Genomic DNA, 14,914 nt, shown 5'->3' with positions numbered 1-14,914 from the left:
AGTTATGGGCCGGGCAGCACCTGCCCGGCGGCCTACCGATCCGGCGTGATCAATGTCACAGTCGGAAAATAGGTCCGGTACCGCCCCGTATCCCTGGTCAGCAGGTCCAGCCGATTGACAGCCGCGTGCGCGCCAATAAAAAAGTCCGGCAGGACACCCGCACGCGAACCGCCTGCCTTGCGGTATTTCTGGAAGACTTTTCCAGCCAGAAACAACCCCGCACGCGGCATGGTGGCGATCTCGATCCCGGCCTCGGAGAGAAATGCCTCCAGCCGCTCGATCCGCTCGTAACGCACCGCAAGTTCGGCGTAGACGACATCGTTGATCAGAAGCGGGCCGCGCAGGGCAGCGGCTTCCAGCTGTTCGATCGACCAGTCCGACCAGTTCGGATCGTCGGTCACCACATCGAGCAGAACATTGGTATCGACCAGTGTCACTCGTGACCGCGCGTCAGCGCCATGATGGCGTCAGTGCTCAAACCCTTGCCGGCATGGCCGCGCAGCTTGCTGAAGCGGCTGGCAGGGCGTTTTTCGTCGGCGCACGTCAGCACGACGCTGCCGTCGGCAGCCCGCTGAAAATCCACCCGCGTTCCCGGCACGATACCGAGAAAATCCCGCACCGGCTTCGGAATGGTCACCTGCCCCTTCGTCGTCACTGTCGCGCTCATCTTAAACCTCGGTAAGGAATGTTTTTACAAAGGTATTACATCGGAAGGCCGACTTCAAGATGCATGGCCTAATGGCACCTACCGCTGCGGCGGCAGCAAACACTCGACCAGCACCAATACCTTCTCTGAGTTCGGTGGCACGTCGTCGAAGAGGATGCGGTACATGATCGGGGCGACGAGCTTGTCGATCACCGTTTCCACATCCGGAAAGTCCTCGCCGCGATCGCGCGCCCTGTTAGCGATCACCTGCACCTGTTCGCGGGTATAACCGCAGCATTTTCCCGCATTGCGGCTGTCCGTTGCGACGCTGGAAAGCACGTCGCGGATCATCGCCCGGCCCGGCCCGGAGGCCATTTCGTCGGCATATTGCTCGGCCCATTGCGTGAGATCCGTGCGCGCCGATCCGGTATCCTTAGGCGGAGCATCCGGGCGCAAGCGCTCGACAGCAACATCTGCCAGCAGTTCCTGCAGGTCGCCCCAGCGCCGGTAGATCGTTGATGGCGTGACGCCAGCCTCCGTGGCAATCAGCGGGATCGTCACGTCGCCCCGGTCCATGGTCGAAAGAAGACCGCGCACCGCTCCGTGCACCGAGGCCTGCACGCGGGCGCTACGGCCGCCCGGCCTGATACTTTCCCGTATGGTCATCGGCACCATCTCCGCATTCAGCCCGCCGCGCGGAACCACTAACGCAAATAATTTGCTTTTAGATCCGCATCGCGCTACAAGAGCTAACGCAATATCTTAGCTTTTAAGGACCATAACGCCATGTCGAGCAAAAGTGAACCCGTTTCCGGCGGCCTTTCACCCGCCAAACGGCGCTGGGCCCTAGGCTTCCACGCGATGACGCTAATCACGTTCCTCGCCGCATCCGCAGCACCCACGCCGCTTTATCACCTCTATCAGGAGAACTGGCACTTCTCGCCGATCCTGCTCACCTTCATTTTCAGCGTCTATGCCTTCAGCCTGCTGACGACGCTGCTCATCGTCGGCTCGCTGTCCGATCATATCGGCCGCCGTCCCGTCATCTTCGCGGCCATGCTGCTGCAGGCAGCCTCCATGCTTCTGTTCATGCTGGCAGACAGCCCATCCTGGCTGATCGCCGCCCGCATCGTCCAGGGCATCGCCACGGGTGCTGCCAGCGGCGCCATCGGCGCGGCACTAGTCGATGCCAACAAAACGTCAGGCCCGATCGTCAACAGCATTTCGCCGCTGCTCGGCATGGCTGTCGGTGCGCTCGGCGCCGGCGCGCTCGTGCAGTTTGCACCCGACCCTACGCGTCTGGTCTATCTCGTCCTCTTCGCCGCTCTGTTGGGGCAGGCCGTGTTCGTTTGGAGTGTTCCCGAAACGGCGGCCTCCAAGCCGGGCGCGCTGGCATCGCTGCGGCCGCATGTCGGCGTGCCGCCGCAGGTCCGCCGGTCGCTGATGGCGATCACGCCGATCAATATCTCGATCTGGTCGCTCGGCGGCTTCTATCTCTCGCTGATGCCGTCGCTCGTGGGTGCCGCCACCGGCAATCATTCGCCGATGACCGGCGGCCTCACCGTCGCAGCCCTTACGCTGAGCGGCGCACTCGCCGTCTTCTTCCGCCGCCAGAAGCCGGCTCGCGCCAACCTGACACTCGGCGTCTTCACCATGATGGCCGGCCTGCTGATCGTCGTCGCCGGTGTCCATACAGGCTGGGTCGCACTCTTATTTTCTGGCACGATTGTCGCCGGTACCGGGTTTGGTTCCTGCTTTCTCGGCGCGGTCAGTACGATCATGCCACTGGCCAAGCCGGAGGAGCGCGCCGGTCTGCTGTCCGCCTATTATGTCCAGAGTTATCTGGCTTTCAGCATTCCTGCCATTCTCGCCGGGTTTCTGTCGCGCGCCGTCGGGCTGACGATGACGGCAGACATCTATGTCTGCGTCATCATCCTTTTGACATCAGGCGGCTATGCCGCGATGTCGCGTGCCCGGGCACAGTCGGCCGAGTGACCGGTGGATCCGGTTAACGTTTTCCGCCCGCCGCCTGCGCGCGAAAGGCGTCGCCGAACACCAGCATGGTGGGGAGGTTCCTCGCCTGCGCCGCCTCAAGCGCCGGTTTTAAGGTCTCGAAACTTTCCAGCCTCTCCGCGTGCCAGCCGTAGGCGCGACCGATGGCGATGAAATCCGGCGTGTGCAGATCGACGCCGAGCGGCGGGATGTTCTTCGACACCATGAAGGACTTGATCTCACCGTAACCGCCATTGTCGTGCAGCATCAGAATGAGCGGCGCTTTTGCCTCCATCGCTGAAGCGAGTTCGGCGAGTGAAAACTGCAGCCCGCCATCTCCCGCCAGCACAACCACCGGCCGCTCCGGCCGCCCAACCTTGGCGCCGATGCCCGCCGGCAGCCCGTAGCCGAGCGTGCCGTAACCGGTCGCCGAGTTGAAATAGGAACCGGGCGAGGCCGCCTCATAGGCCGTATTGCCGGCATAGACGAGCTGGGTCGAATCCCCGGCGATCAGCACGTCTGGCAGCGTATCGCGGATCGTTTCAAGAATGATCAGGTCGTCGAGCATGGCGGCTGGAACGTCGCGGTGGACGAGCGTTTCGACCTGCGCTGCCCGCACAGCACCCTCCCGTGCCCCCGCCGACACCAGATCCAGCAGTATCGCGGCACATGCCAACGCATCGCCAACGATGCCGATCTCGGGTGCCCGTGTCCGCATCAGTTGCGCCGGGTCAATATCGACGCGGATGAAGGTGCCGGGAACGGAAAAGAACCCGTCCTCATACATGTCGTAATCCGTCGGCCCGAGTTCCGTACCGATGCCGAGCACCACGTCGGCCGCCTCGATCAATGCGCGAGTGGCCGGCATGCTGGCCGAAAGATTGACCGCCAGCGTATGCCCCGACGGCAGGATGCCCCGGCCATTGGTGGTCATCACCACAGGCGCATCGAGCTTTTCCGCCAGCGCCCGGATTTGCGCCGCCGCGCCAATCGCACCGCCGCCCACCAGAATGACCGGCGCATTGGCACTATCCAGCAATGCCGCCGCTGCCTTCAATGCGCCGGCGTCACCGGCCGGCCGCGACAGGCGCACCGGCTTTTCCGGCACGGCCAAGTGATCCGCCGAAGCCAGCATGACATTGATCGGCAGCTCGATATGAACAGGCCGTGGCCGGGCGCTGTCGAAGATGGCGAAGGCCCGCGCCAAAGCCGGCGCCAGGTCCTCTGGCCGGTTGACGGTGCAGCTGAAGGCTGAGACGCCGCTCACCAGCGCCTGCTGGTTGGGCAGCTCATGCAGCCAGCCCTCGCCCGAGCCCATCCGGCCATGGGCATTGACGGTCGAGATCACCAGCATCGGGATGCTGTCTCCATAGGCCTGGCCCATCGCAGTGACGATATTGGTCATGCCCGGGCCGGTGATGATGAAGCAGACGCCCGGCTTGCCGGTCGCCCGCGCATAACCGTCGGCCATGAAACCCGCCCCCTGCTCATGGCGTGGCGTCACATGCCGGATCGCGCTACCGGCCAATCCGCGATAAAGCTCGACCGTATGCACGCCCGGAATGCCGAAGACGGTATCGACGCCATAGGACGTCAGCAGTTTCGTCAGATACATGCCGGTGCTGATCATGCGGGTGTTCCTCGTCTCATTCATTGCTATACAATTGTATAATTCAACCGCACGCAAGACCTGCGGCTCGTTATCTCAGGATTTGCGGGAAAGCTTGAGGGTGATGGCGGTCTTCGCCAGGATGACCGTGATGACGATTATGATCAGGATCACCGAGATCGCGGCAATGGCCGGATCGATATTGTCGCGCAACCCCATCCACATCATCCGCGGCAGGGTCACCGCATCGACACTGGTGATGAACAGCGTCACGCCGATCTCTTCCCAGGAGAGCACGAAGGACAGGAAGAAAGCGGTGAAGATGCCGAACTTGATGTTCGGCAAAATGACCTTGAACACTCGCTGGCTGACCGAAGCGCCGAAACCGCGCGCCGCCAGATCGATCCGCCGGTCCACCTGCGCCAGGGCGACCGTCACCATGACAACCGCAAACGGCGCGATCATCACCGCATGGGCGATGGCGACACCCACCCAGGTATCATAGGCGACGATATCGTTGACCTTGGACAGCGTCGTCAGGAAGAAATACAGCGTGATCGCGGACACGACCGGCGGCGCCACCATCGGCAACAGCACAAAGCCGAACAGCAGGCTCCCGAACCAGGGCCGGAACATCCAGATGCCGAGGCTGAACATCAGCGCCAAAAGCGTCGCGATCACCGAGCTGAGGACGCCGATGCGCAGGCTGAGCCAGATGCTCTGCAGCCAGGCCGGATTGTCGAGGAGCGCCTGATAATGCCGGAGCGACCAGACATCGGTCGGCATCGACAGGAAACGCGCCGGGGTGAACGACACCGGCACCACGGCGATCAGCGGCAGAAGCAGGAACAGCGCCACCGCAAAGGCGAGGAAAACGGCAATCGGCGTGGGCTTCATCGACATCGGCTCAACCCAGCATCTTGTTCGGCCGCACCAGCCGCAGCATCAGGATCAGAAGTGCGCCGACAATCAGCATGAGAATGACGCTGATCGCAGCGCCCAGTCCCCAATCCGGGCTCTGGAACAGGCGCAGATAGATCAGCTCGGCGATCATGACACTCCGGCCGCCGCCGAGGATCGCCGGTGTGATGAAGAAGCCGAGCGCAAAGACGAAGACCATCAGCCCGGCGCCAAGAATGCCCGGTAGCGTCATCGGCACGAAGATCGACCAGAAGATTCTGAGCCGCGATGCGCCCATGCCGCGGGCCGCCAGAAACACGCGCTCGTCAAGGCTGCGCATCGCAGACGCGATCGGAAACACCGCAAACGGAATGAGGAAATGCATCATGCCGAGCACGACACCGAACTCGTTGCGCACCATCGTCAACGGCTCGGAAATAATGCCGGCCGCCTGCAGCCACGTGTTGATCAGCCCGCGATTGGACAGAAGCGCCACCCAGCCGAAGGCGCGGGTCAGCACCGAGATCCAGAACGGAATGAGGATGCAAAGCTCCGTCACCAGCCGCTGCGCCGGCGTGCCGCGCACCCAGACATAGGCAATCGCATAAGCCGCCGCCACCGCACAGACGGTGACGATCAGGCAGATGCGGAATGTGCGGAAAAACACCGCCTGGATCAGCGGATCGGTGACTGCCTTGCCATACTGCGAAAACCCGGGCTCCGGCAGCGTGACGCTCCATTGCATGACGCCGAGGAACGGCACGAGGTAGGCAAGACCGAGAAACAGCACGAGGGGGCCAAGCAGGAGCGCCGGTTTCAATTTGTCGGATTTCATGGCGGCTCCTTTCTGTGATTGGCGCAATGGACTGCTCGGACCCGCTTGGTCCGGGCGTCTGTGGTTTGGATCCTCGGGTCAGGCCCGAGGATGACGGAGGGTAAGGTTCGCCCGGTGTGCCACGTCAGCCTTGGAGCCGACATCCACCATGGGTCATCCTCGGGCTCGACCCGAGGATCCCTGCCATCTCCACTGAGCGGCCGCCTAAGCCGAAATAATCTTCGTATACTCGTCCAGCGCCGGGCCGTAATTGGTCTCGTACCAGCCCATATCGAGCGCGATCTGCTTGGACATATTGGCCGGATCGACAGGGCTGAGACGTGCCTGTTCGGGCGTCAGCAGCGCGTCGGCGGCGGGGTTTGCCGGACCCTGTCCGAGCATCTCGAACATGATGACCTGCTTCTTCGGGTCCTGCGCCGAGGCGATGAACTTCATCGCGTTGTCCTTGCCGCCCGGGTTCCCCTTGATTACACCCATGGCACCGGGAGAAATCAGACCCTGATCCCAGACGAACTTGATCGAGCCACCGGAATCCTTTTCGATCAGCCCGGCACGGGTCGACCAGATCAGCGCCATCGAGGCTTCGCCGTTCAGAAGAACCGACTGGCTTTCGGCGCCGCCGCCCCAATAGGAAACGACATTGTCCTTGAAGGCAGCGATCTTTTTATGAGCACGCTCCAAATCCAGCGGATAGAGTTTCGCCGGCTCGACGCCATCGGCCAGAAGGGCTGCTTCCCACATGCCTGCACCCCATTTGTAGAGCGAGCGCTTGCCGGGGAATTTTTCCACATCGAAGAAATCGGCCATGCCGGTTGGCACCTTGTCGCCGAATTTCGAGGCGTCGTAGGCGATGATATAGGAGAAGAAATAAGTCGAGGCGGAGAACTCCCAGCCAAAACCTTGGCGCATTTTTGTCTTGTCGACGATCGTATAGTCGATCGGCTCCATCATGCCCTTCTTGCCGAGCGCCTCTGCCGAGAAGGGGTCGATATCGACAATATCCCAGGCCGGTTTGCCGCTTGAGAATTGCGCCGCCACCGCACCTTCCGTCGGGCCTGAGCCGTCCTCCTTGACCGTAATACCGGCTTCTTCCTTGAAAGGCGCGCCATAGGCCTTGTCGTAGGCGGGGCCGGCATCGCCACCCCAGTTGACGAAGACGAGAGCGCCTTCCGCCGCCCAGCCGCGTGTCGCGCCAAGCGCGATCGGGCTGACCGACAGAAACAGGGCCGCCAGCTGGGTGAATCTGCGGCGGGACATGCCGCCATTTGCCAATATTTCGCTCATGCCGTTCTCCTCTGGTTTTTGCGGCGCGCCTTTATCGGCGTCGCTCGTGTCATGCACTGCAAAGCACTTACAGAAAGAAACCCTGATTGGCGGGCCATCCGGCCCAGACCTGCCGCCCCGGCTGGAAGGCACTTTTCACCTCGCGCGTCGGCATTTGCAAAACCAGATCGATACCCCCCGGCGTCTTCAGGCCAAAGCGCGTTTCAGCACCGAGATAGGTAATTTCGCCGATCTCGGCTTTCAGCATGTTGCCCTCTTCCGGCGCCTCCTCGAACATCACCATATGTTCGGGCCGGATGGCGAAATGTTCGCTGACGGCCTGACCGGGCGCGCAGATTTGCATCGGACGCCCTTCGAACAGTCCTTCTGCGCCGTCAGCCGTTGCCTTCACCGCAGACAGCGACAGGAAATTCACATCGCCGAGGAATTCCGCAACAAACCGGTTGGCCGGCCGCTCGTAGACGTCCTTCGGCGTGCCGATCTGTTGCAGCTGTCCGTGATTGAAGATGCCGATGCGGGTCGAGAGCGCCAAGGCCTCGGACTGGTCGTGGGTAACGAAAACGAAGGTCGTGCCGGTCTCCTGATGCAGCCGCCGGACTTCTTCCTGCATCGAGGAACGCAGGTTCTTGTCGAGCGCTGAAAATGGTTCGTCGAGCAGAAGAACGGAGGGTTCGAATACCAACGCGCGCGCCAGGGCGACACGCTGCTGCTGGCCGCCGGACAATCCGGACGGCCGCTTATTCTCGTGTCCGCGCAGCCCGACGCGATCGATGATCGTATTGACGCTACGCTTGATATCGGCGTCAGCGCGTCCCTGCACTTGCAACGGAAAGGCGATGTTCTGCTCGACCGTCATATGCGGAAACAGCGCGTAACCCTGGAAGACCATGCCGAAAGCGCGCTTCTCAGCGGCAACGCCGGTGATATCGGCACCGTTCTTGCGAAGGGTTCCCGACGTCGGCGTTTCGAAACCGGCGAGGATCATCAGAAATGTGCTCTTACCGGAGCCGGAAGGGCCGAGAAGCGTCAGGAATTCACCGGAGCCAATGGTCAGCGAGATATCACGCAGGGCATGGAAATCGCCATAGGCCTTGCCTATCCCGCTTGCTATGATTTCGGCCGCCTCGTGTCCGCTCTTCATCGACGCTCCTTTTCAACATCGAAATCGTATGAGCGTTTTAGCAACAGGACAAACGAAATCTTTTCCCCGCTTGGACAAATATAATTTGCCAAAACCCGCCCGAACCATGGGCGGACACCTAGGCATCTGCGTCATTTTTAAGCATCTCGGAACGCAGCCACGAACTGAAGGCCACGACGGCCTGATTGTCGGCCTTAGCCTCCGAGGTCACCAGGTAATACGAGCGGCTGGAATTGATGCTGATATCGAACGGCTGCACCAATTGGCCGCTGTTCATGGCGTGCCGGCAGGTAAAGCGATCACCCACCGCAACACCTTGCCCCGACAATGTCGCCGCGAAAACCAAGTTCATGTCGGAAAAGACAATGCCGGTCGAAGCATAGCTTTGGTCGACCCCCGCCAGCGCCAGCCAGGTCTCCCAGTCCTCGTAATCGGTGAGGTGCAGCAGGCACATCTTCTTGATGTCGCTGGGCTCCGTTAGTCCGCCGATCTTGTTCAAGAGCACAGGGCTGCAGAGCGGCGCAAACTCCACTTCAATGATCAGCTCCACCTGCATGGACGGCCAGTTTCCCGTACCGAACGCGATGAAGACATCGACGTCGGGATTGCTGATATCGTCGAGCCGGCGCGGCGTGACGATGGAAATACGCACATCCGGATAGGCGTCTCGAAAGTGAGAGATGTAGTTGCACAGCCAGTTGGAGGCAAAGCCCGGCGGACAGCTGACGGTGATCGAACCGCTGACACCGCGGCTGGCATGGCGCGAGGCCGACCCGGCAATGGCGTTCAGCGCCTGCCTTATATCGGCGGCATAGCCTAGCCCCTGCTCGGTCAACTCGATCCGGGTGCCCACCCGGTTGAAGATCTGGAAGCCGAGCTCCCGTTCCAGCAGGCGCAGCTGATGGCTGATGGCGCTGCGTGTCAGGTTCAGTTCATCAGCCGCCTTCCATACAGTCCCGTGTCTGGCGAAACTTTCCAGCGCCCGCAAAGCCTGTGTCGATGGAATTCTCTGCATCGGCGCCCTCCTGATCAGGGTGAGAGGCTAGTCCGGATTTTGAGCATTGGCGAACTTAATTTGTCGAAGGCGGGAAAACATTTCACTTTTTCGAAAATCGGATCGGCGCTTAACTGACAGCAACACCTCAGTCGATCTCTCCAGCGAAACGAAGCCCCGTGCCGATATCCGCCGCCCAGACCTCAGCCCTGGCCCATGTCGAGACCATCCGGGCCGACCTGTCGGACTGGACGGCGCGGATTTTCTCGTTCGGCGAAACCGCCTGGCGTGAATATGAATCCGCCGCCTGGTATGTCGATCTGCTGCGCAAGCAGGGCTTTTCCGTCGAGGAAGGCTCGGCCGGCATGCCGACGGCCTTTTGCGCCGAATGGAGCAACGGTCCCGGCCCCGTCGTCGGCATGTATGCGGAATACGACGCCGTCCCCGGCAACTGCCAAGCAGCAACGACGAAAAGAGAGCCCCGCGACAACCTGAGCTACGAGGCCGGCGGTCATACCGATCCGCATTCGGCACTCGGCATCGGTTCGCTCGGCGGGCTGCTCGCCACCAAGGCCGCAATGCAGCGGCACGGCATCAAGGGCACCCTTCGCTTCACCGGTGAACCGGCCGAAAAAGTGCGCGGCTCCAAGCCGATCCATGCGGCTAAGGGCTACTATGACGGGTTGGACGGCATGTTTTCGTTCCACCCGTTCTACATGCTGCCGATGTGCAATACGGTGCGCTGGGATACCCACTGCGGCGCTGCCTATTCGATGATCTACCGCTTCGTCTGTGACCAGCCGGAAGCCTGGGGCCGCAGCGACGATGCGCCGATCCCGCAATCGCATTCCGCCGTGCGCGCGCCCGGTGCCAACGACGCGCTGATGACCATGTATATGGCCTCCAAGGCGTTGCGCGATTCGATGCTCACCCATCAGGGCGGCTGGTCGATCAGCGAGGCGATCCTGACGGCGGGCCAGGCAACCGCCGACAACCTGCCGGCCGGACTTGCCGAAATCCAATACATGATCCGCGTGCCGACCATCGCCATGGCCGAACAGGTGGCCTCGGTGCTCGACCGCAACGCCGCTGCTGCGGCCGCCATGACCGGCTGCCGCTACGAGCGCCACTGGGTTTCGAAATCCCGGCCCGGCCTTGCCAACCATGCAATGGCCAATCTCGTTTGGGACGCACTTCAAACCGCCGGTCCGCCACGTTGGGATGACGACGCGAAAGTCGCCGCCCGCGAAATCCAGGCCAATCTCGGCGTTGAAGTAATGGAACAGCCCTTCATCAACGAAATGGAAAAGCTGATTTCACCGCAGGACGCCGAGGCGATCCTGCGCCGCAATCTTGCCCCATCGCAGCTGAATTCTACCTCTGACGATTACACCGACATGAGCTGGCACGCCCCGACCGCACGCTTCTACATCGCCCGGCCGGCGCTGAAAGCCCCATCCGGCTATACCTATCCCGTCTGGGTCTCCAATGCGCTCGGCGGCATTCCGGCCACCATCGACCCGACCGTGCTCTGCGCCGCAAAGACGCTTGCATTGTCCGCAATCCGGCTTCTGCAAGACGAAACGGTTCGCGCCGCCGCCAAAACCGAGTTCATCGAGCGCACCGGCGGCGGCATAGGCGGCTCCAAATGGATCCCACCCCTGTGTGATTACGAACCACCCATCCATTTCCGCTGGCCCGAATATGTGACCACCGCCCGTGGCCGCGACTGGTGGATCCCCAAACCCTCAACCCCGGAGGCATGACATGCAGTTCAACGAGCCCTTTTCGCTTCAACGTCGCAACCCGAAGGGCGGCACCGCGCCGCTCACCCGCTGGGGCTTCAAGAACGAGACCGATCCGCTGACCGACGTGCTGCTCGGCTCGCCGGCGCATCTGCGGCACCTCTCGACCAGCTCGCTATCGCGCAAACATCTGCGCGAGGCGCCCTGCAATATCCAGGTGGCGCAATCGCAGCACAAGGAACTGGTTTCAGCCTACGAACATTTCGGCGTGAAAATCCATTGGCACGAGCCGACGCCGGAACTGCCGATGCAGGTCTATTCGCGCGACAGCAGCGTCATGACGCCCTATGGCGCCATCATCACCGCCATGGCCAACTGGTGGCGGCGCGGCGAAAACTATGCGGCTATCCGCACCTATGAGAAGCTCGGCATTCCGATCTACGACATGGTCACCGCCGGGACCTTCGAAGGCGGCGATTTCAATGTCATCGAGGATGGCGTCGTGCTGATCGGCTGCGGCGGCGCCCGCACGCAGGAGGAAGGCGCCCGCCAGGTCGAGGACTGGTTCAAAAAGGAAGGCTGGGAAACCCGCCTCGCCTTCATCGACGAATATTACGTCCATATCGACCTGATGGTCGTGCCGATCGCCCCAAAACTGACCGCAGTGTGCCTTGCCTGCACCGAACCGGGCATCGTCGACTGGCTGAAGGCCAAGGGCCACGAAATCATCGACGTTCCCTTCCAGGACACGATGGCGCTCGGCTGCAACTTCATGTCGCTCGGCAAGGACCGCGTCATCGCCCCGACATCGTCAAAGACGTTGATCGAAAACCTGCGCGCCCGCGGCTTCGAGGTCGCCGCCATCGACATGAGCGAAATCTCCAAAACCGGCGGCGGCATCCATTGCATGGCCCAGGCTCTGGTCAGGGAAGCGGCGTAGGGTAGTCTCCTCTTCTCCCCGGCGGGGAGAAGGTGGCCCACAGGGCCGGATGAGGGGGGCGAAGCCATTCATTGACGAGCTTGCCGAGCCGCCCCCTCATCGCCCCACTCCGTTCGGCACTTCTCCCCGCTGGGGAGAAGGAGAAGAGGTACGAACCGGCCGAAGTGCCAGGCAGAATTGCTCTTCTAACCGACTGACAATGGAGCTGCAGGGCTTTCTCCAATCCCTCCAAACCCGCTAAGGTTCCCGGCGATTCGAGGAGCATCCGGACCAAGCATGACAGACCTTCACAGACGTTTTCCCTGCATCCCCGACATGGAGAAAGCTGCCGCGCGGCGCATGCCAGGGTTCGTGCATGACTATCTGATCGGCGGCCTTGGCCGGGAAAGCGGCGTCCGGCGCAATGTCGAAAGCTTCGACACGATCGAGCTGATGCCGCGCTATCTCTCGGAAGCCCCCGCCCCGGATCTCGGCGTCACCCTGTTTGGAAAACGCTTCGACGCGCCGTTTGGTGTCGCCCCGCTCGGCCTTGCCGGCCTGCTCTGGCCCGGCTGTGAAGTGCCGCTGGCTAAGGCGGCCAAGGCCCACAATATCCCGCATGTGCTCTCGACCTTTGCCAACCGCGCCATGGAAACCATTGGCCCGATCACCGGCGACAATGGCTGGTTCCAGTTTTACCCACCCAACGATCCGGCCATGGAGGCCGATATGCTCGCCCGCGCCGCCCGGTCCGGCTATCAGACACTCGTACTGACCGTCGATATCCCCGCGCCCACCCGCCGCGAGCGTGACATCCGCAACGGCATGTCCGTGCCGCCGGTCCTCGACCTGAAGACGATGTTCCAGATCGCCACCCACCCGCATTGGGCAAGCCATGTGCTGCGGCACGGTATTCCCGATTTCGAAAACCTGTCGCCCTATTATCCAAAGGGCTCGTCGCTAAAACAGTCAGCGGAATTCGTCGGCCGCGTCATGACCGGCCATCTCGGCGCCGAACGTGTCCGCCGCATTCGCGATGCCTGGAAGGGCCAGCTGCTAATCAAGGGCGTGCTCGACGTTTCGGAAGCGCAGGCCTACCTCTCCATGGGAGCCGATGGCCTGATCGTCTCTAATCATGGCGGCCGCCAGCTCGATGCGGCGCCTACCGCCGTCTCCGTCCTGCCCGCCATCCGCCGCGCGCTGGGCCCCGATGTGCTGATCGCCGCCGATGGCGGTATCCGCTCGGGCCTTGATGTCGCGCGTCTGCTGGCCCTCGGCGCCGATTTCGTCCTGATCGGCCGTCCCTTCATCTTTGCCAGCGCCGCGATGGGTGCCGCCGGTGGCGACCACCTGATTGATATCCTCAAGGCCGAACTGTCCGGCGCGATGGCCCAGCTCGGCTGCCGGACCGTCGCCGAGCTGCCCTCCTTCCTCTACACGCCCAATCATGGCTGAAGCGGAGACCTGAACCATGACCGTCATCGACGACCTGATTGAAGCCCTTGGCACAGACATAATACTCACCGGCGAGGCCATCGGCGGCCGCTACCGCAGCGATGCCAGCGGCACCGGCAAATTTCTGCCGCTGGCCGTGCTGCGCCCCGCAAGTACGGAACAGGTCTCGGCCGCGCTTGCCATCTGTGACCGCCATCGCCAGCCCGTCGTGCCGATGGGCGGCCTCACCGGTCTTGCCGGCGGCGCCAATGCGCGCTCCGGCGATATCGCGATTTCGCTGGAGCGGATGTCCGGCGTCGAGGATATCGACACGGCCGCCGGCACCATGACCGTTCTGGCCGGAACGCCGCTGGAAGTGGCACAACTGGTGGCCGAAACCGCCGGGTTCCTTTTACCGATCGATCTCGGTGCCCGAGGCTCCTGCCAGATTGGCGGCAATCTCTCTACCAACGCCGGTGGCATCCGCGTCATCCGCCACGGCGTCACCCGCGACAACGTGCTCGGCGTTGAGGCCGTGCTCGCCGATGGCACCGTGCTGTCGTCGCTCAACCGGATGACCAAGAACAATACCGGCTACGATCTGCGGCAATTGTTCATCGGCTCGGAAGGCACGCTGGGCATCGTCACCCGCGCTGTTTTGCGCCTGCGCCCCCTGCCCGCCGCCCGGCTGACGGCGCTGTGCGCCATCGAAAGCTATGCGCATGTCGTCACGCTTTTGAAATCCGCCCAGCGCGGCTTACCCGGCCTGTCGGCCTTCGAGGCGATGTGGCAAAGCTATTTCCGCTTCAACGCCGAGGCGCTCAACCTCACCTTCTTCGACAAACCCCACCCTTTCTTCATCATCATCGAGCAGGATGTCGATGGCAGCGACGAGGACAAGGAGCGTTTCGAAACCTTCCTTGGCCAAGCTTTTGAAGATGGTCTTGTCACCGACGCGCTGATCGCCCAGTCGGAAAAGGAGGCCCGCGCCTTCTGGTCAGTGCGCGAGGGGCACATGATGGATCAGCTGCTGCCCGGCCTGATCAATCTCGACGTCAGCCTGCCGGTCGGCCAGCTCGACGATTTTGCCGGGGATTGCGAGAAAGCCCTGCTCGCGCGCTTCCCTGCCGCCCATGTCTCGTTCTTCGGCCATGTCGGCGACAGCAACCTGCATGTAGCGATCGCGGTCGAGACGCCAAGCGAACACGACCTGCACGAAATCGACGCCATCGCTTATGATCTGGTGCGGACCTACAAAGGCTCGATCTCCGCCGAACACGGCATCGGCACGCTGAAGCGCGATTTTCTCGACCATTCGCGCAGCGAAGCCGAGATCAGCGTCATGCGGCGGATCAAAACGGCGCTTGACCCCAACGGCATCATGAACCCCGGCAAGGTGATCCCGCCGCGATAGA

General features: G+C 62.2%; 14 protein-coding genes. 5 read left to right on the top strand and 9 right to left on the bottom strand.

Going from position 1 to position 14,914, the window contains the following annotated elements:
• Nucleotides 1-32 precede the first annotated feature (32 nt).
• The 3 genes from ACQY8Q_RS02295 to ACQY8Q_RS02285 form a co-directional block, all read right to left on the bottom strand.
• Nucleotides 33-437, bottom strand: coding sequence for a type II toxin-antitoxin system VapC family toxin (locus tag ACQY8Q_RS02295; RefSeq protein WP_428424257.1), 405 nt, complete (start codon nucleotides 435-437; stop codon nucleotides 33-35).
• Entirely contained in the window at nucleotides 434-667 is a 234-nt protein-coding gene (locus ACQY8Q_RS02290) for an AbrB/MazE/SpoVT family DNA-binding domain-containing protein (protein ID WP_428424255.1), read from the bottom strand. The genes ACQY8Q_RS02295 and ACQY8Q_RS02290 overlap by 4 nt, the downstream gene beginning before the upstream one ends.
• A 78-nt stretch (nucleotides 668-745) precedes the next feature.
• Nucleotides 746-1,312 carry a TetR/AcrR family transcriptional regulator gene (locus tag ACQY8Q_RS02285; protein ID WP_428424253.1) on the bottom strand — a complete coding sequence of 189 codons (567 nt, stop codon included), beginning with the start codon at nucleotides 1,310-1,312 and terminating at the stop codon, nucleotides 746-748.
• A 120-nt stretch (nucleotides 1,313-1,432) separates the two neighbouring features.
• On the opposite strand from ACQY8Q_RS02285, the gene ACQY8Q_RS02280 reads away from it, so the two are divergent.
• A complete protein-coding gene (locus ACQY8Q_RS02280) occupies nucleotides 1,433-2,641 on the top strand; it encodes an MFS transporter (RefSeq protein ID WP_428424251.1) in 1,209 nt (402 codons plus the stop codon).
• A 13-nt stretch (nucleotides 2,642-2,654) separates the two neighbouring features.
• Here the strand turns inward: ACQY8Q_RS02280 and ACQY8Q_RS02275 are convergent, their stop codons facing one another.
• From ACQY8Q_RS02275 to ACQY8Q_RS02250, 6 genes are all read right to left on the bottom strand, one after another.
• Entirely contained in the window at nucleotides 2,655-4,268 is a 1,614-nt protein-coding gene (locus ACQY8Q_RS02275) for a 5-guanidino-2-oxopentanoate decarboxylase (protein WP_428424249.1), read from the bottom strand.
• A 75-nt stretch (nucleotides 4,269-4,343) separates the two neighbouring features.
• Entirely contained in the window at nucleotides 4,344-5,150 is an 807-nt protein-coding gene (locus ACQY8Q_RS02270; protein WP_428424247.1) for an ABC transporter permease, read from the bottom strand.
• A 4-nt stretch (nucleotides 5,151-5,154) separates the two neighbouring features.
• Nucleotides 5,155-5,982 carry an ABC transporter permease gene (locus ACQY8Q_RS02265; RefSeq protein WP_428424245.1) on the bottom strand — a complete coding sequence of 276 codons (828 nt, stop codon included), beginning with the start codon at nucleotides 5,980-5,982 and terminating at the stop codon, nucleotides 5,155-5,157.
• Between the two features lie 204 nt (nucleotides 5,983-6,186).
• Nucleotides 6,187-7,266 carry an ABC transporter substrate-binding protein gene (locus tag ACQY8Q_RS02260; protein WP_428424243.1) on the bottom strand — a complete coding sequence of 360 codons (1,080 nt, stop codon included), beginning with the start codon at nucleotides 7,264-7,266 and terminating at the stop codon, nucleotides 6,187-6,189.
• A gap of 67 nt (nucleotides 7,267-7,333) precedes the next feature.
• Nucleotides 7,334-8,407: an ABC transporter ATP-binding protein gene (locus tag ACQY8Q_RS02255; RefSeq protein WP_428424241.1), complete on the bottom strand. Its 1,074-nt coding sequence runs from the start codon at nucleotides 8,405-8,407 to the stop codon at nucleotides 7,334-7,336.
• Between the two features lie 118 nt (nucleotides 8,408-8,525).
• On the bottom strand, nucleotides 8,526-9,422 hold the full coding sequence (locus ACQY8Q_RS02250) for a LysR substrate-binding domain-containing protein (RefSeq protein WP_428424239.1): 897 nt from the start codon (nucleotides 9,420-9,422) through the stop codon (nucleotides 8,526-8,528).
• Between the two features lie 158 nt (nucleotides 9,423-9,580).
• Here ACQY8Q_RS02250 and ACQY8Q_RS02245 point away from each other — a divergent pair, with 158 nt between their 5' ends.
• The 4 genes from ACQY8Q_RS02245 to ACQY8Q_RS02230 all read left to right on the top strand — a co-directional run bounded on the left by ACQY8Q_RS02245 (nucleotide 9,581) and on the right by ACQY8Q_RS02230 (nucleotide 14,913).
• A complete protein-coding gene (locus ACQY8Q_RS02245) occupies nucleotides 9,581-11,167 on the top strand; it encodes an amidohydrolase (protein WP_428424237.1) in 1,587 nt (528 codons plus the stop codon).
• A gap of 1 nt (nucleotide 11,168) precedes the next feature.
• Nucleotides 11,169-12,086 (top strand): dimethylarginine dimethylaminohydrolase family protein, encoded by a 918-nt coding sequence (locus ACQY8Q_RS02240; RefSeq protein WP_428424235.1) that lies wholly within the window; start codon nucleotides 11,169-11,171, stop codon nucleotides 12,084-12,086.
• A 276-nt stretch (nucleotides 12,087-12,362) separates the two neighbouring features.
• Entirely contained in the window at nucleotides 12,363-13,520 is a 1,158-nt protein-coding gene (locus ACQY8Q_RS02235) for an alpha-hydroxy acid oxidase (protein WP_428424233.1), read from the top strand.
• 16 nt (nucleotides 13,521-13,536) lie between these two features.
• On the top strand, nucleotides 13,537-14,913 hold the full coding sequence (locus ACQY8Q_RS02230) for an FAD-binding oxidoreductase (RefSeq protein ID WP_428424231.1): 1,377 nt from the start codon (nucleotides 13,537-13,539) through the stop codon (nucleotides 14,911-14,913).
• Nucleotide 14,914: the final 1 nt, after the last annotated feature.

It is taken from the genome of Pararhizobium sp., from assembly GCF_965279435.1.
Lineage (GTDB): Bacteria > Pseudomonadota > Alphaproteobacteria > Rhizobiales > Rhizobiaceae > Pararhizobium.
Note: the sequence above shows the minus strand (reverse complement) of the source record. Positions and strands in the feature narration are given on the sequence as shown.

Excerpts from the sequence above, each read along its gene's own strand:
- ACQY8Q_RS02290 (WP_428424255.1), bottom strand. The coding sequence starts at position 667 with ATGAGCGCGACAGTGACGACGAAGGGGCAGGTGACCATTCCGAAGCCG.
- ACQY8Q_RS02285 (WP_428424253.1), bottom strand. The coding sequence starts at position 1,312 with ATGACCATACGGGAAAGTATCAGGCCGGGCGGCCGTAGCGCCCGCGTG.
- ACQY8Q_RS02280 (WP_428424251.1), top strand. The coding sequence starts at position 1,433 with ATGTCGAGCAAAAGTGAACCCGTTTCCGGCGGCCTTTCACCCGCCAAA.
- ACQY8Q_RS02275 (WP_428424249.1), bottom strand. The coding sequence starts at position 4,268 with ATGATCAGCACCGGCATGTATCTGACGAAACTGCTGACGTCCTATGGC.
- ACQY8Q_RS02270 (WP_428424247.1), bottom strand. The coding sequence starts at position 5,150 with ATGTCGATGAAGCCCACGCCGATTGCCGTTTTCCTCGCCTTTGCGGTG.
- ACQY8Q_RS02265 (WP_428424245.1), bottom strand. The coding sequence starts at position 5,982 with ATGAAATCCGACAAATTGAAACCGGCGCTCCTGCTTGGCCCCCTCGTG.
- ACQY8Q_RS02260 (WP_428424243.1), bottom strand. The coding sequence starts at position 7,266 with ATGAGCGAAATATTGGCAAATGGCGGCATGTCCCGCCGCAGATTCACC.
- ACQY8Q_RS02255 (WP_428424241.1), bottom strand. The coding sequence starts at position 8,407 with ATGAAGAGCGGACACGAGGCGGCCGAAATCATAGCAAGCGGGATAGGC.
- ACQY8Q_RS02250 (WP_428424239.1), bottom strand. The coding sequence starts at position 9,422 with ATGCAGAGAATTCCATCGACACAGGCTTTGCGGGCGCTGGAAAGTTTC.
- ACQY8Q_RS02240 (WP_428424235.1), top strand. The coding sequence starts at position 11,169 with ATGCAGTTCAACGAGCCCTTTTCGCTTCAACGTCGCAACCCGAAGGGC.
- ACQY8Q_RS02235 (WP_428424233.1), top strand. The coding sequence starts at position 12,363 with ATGACAGACCTTCACAGACGTTTTCCCTGCATCCCCGACATGGAGAAA.
- ACQY8Q_RS02230 (WP_428424231.1), top strand. The coding sequence starts at position 13,537 with ATGACCGTCATCGACGACCTGATTGAAGCCCTTGGCACAGACATAATA.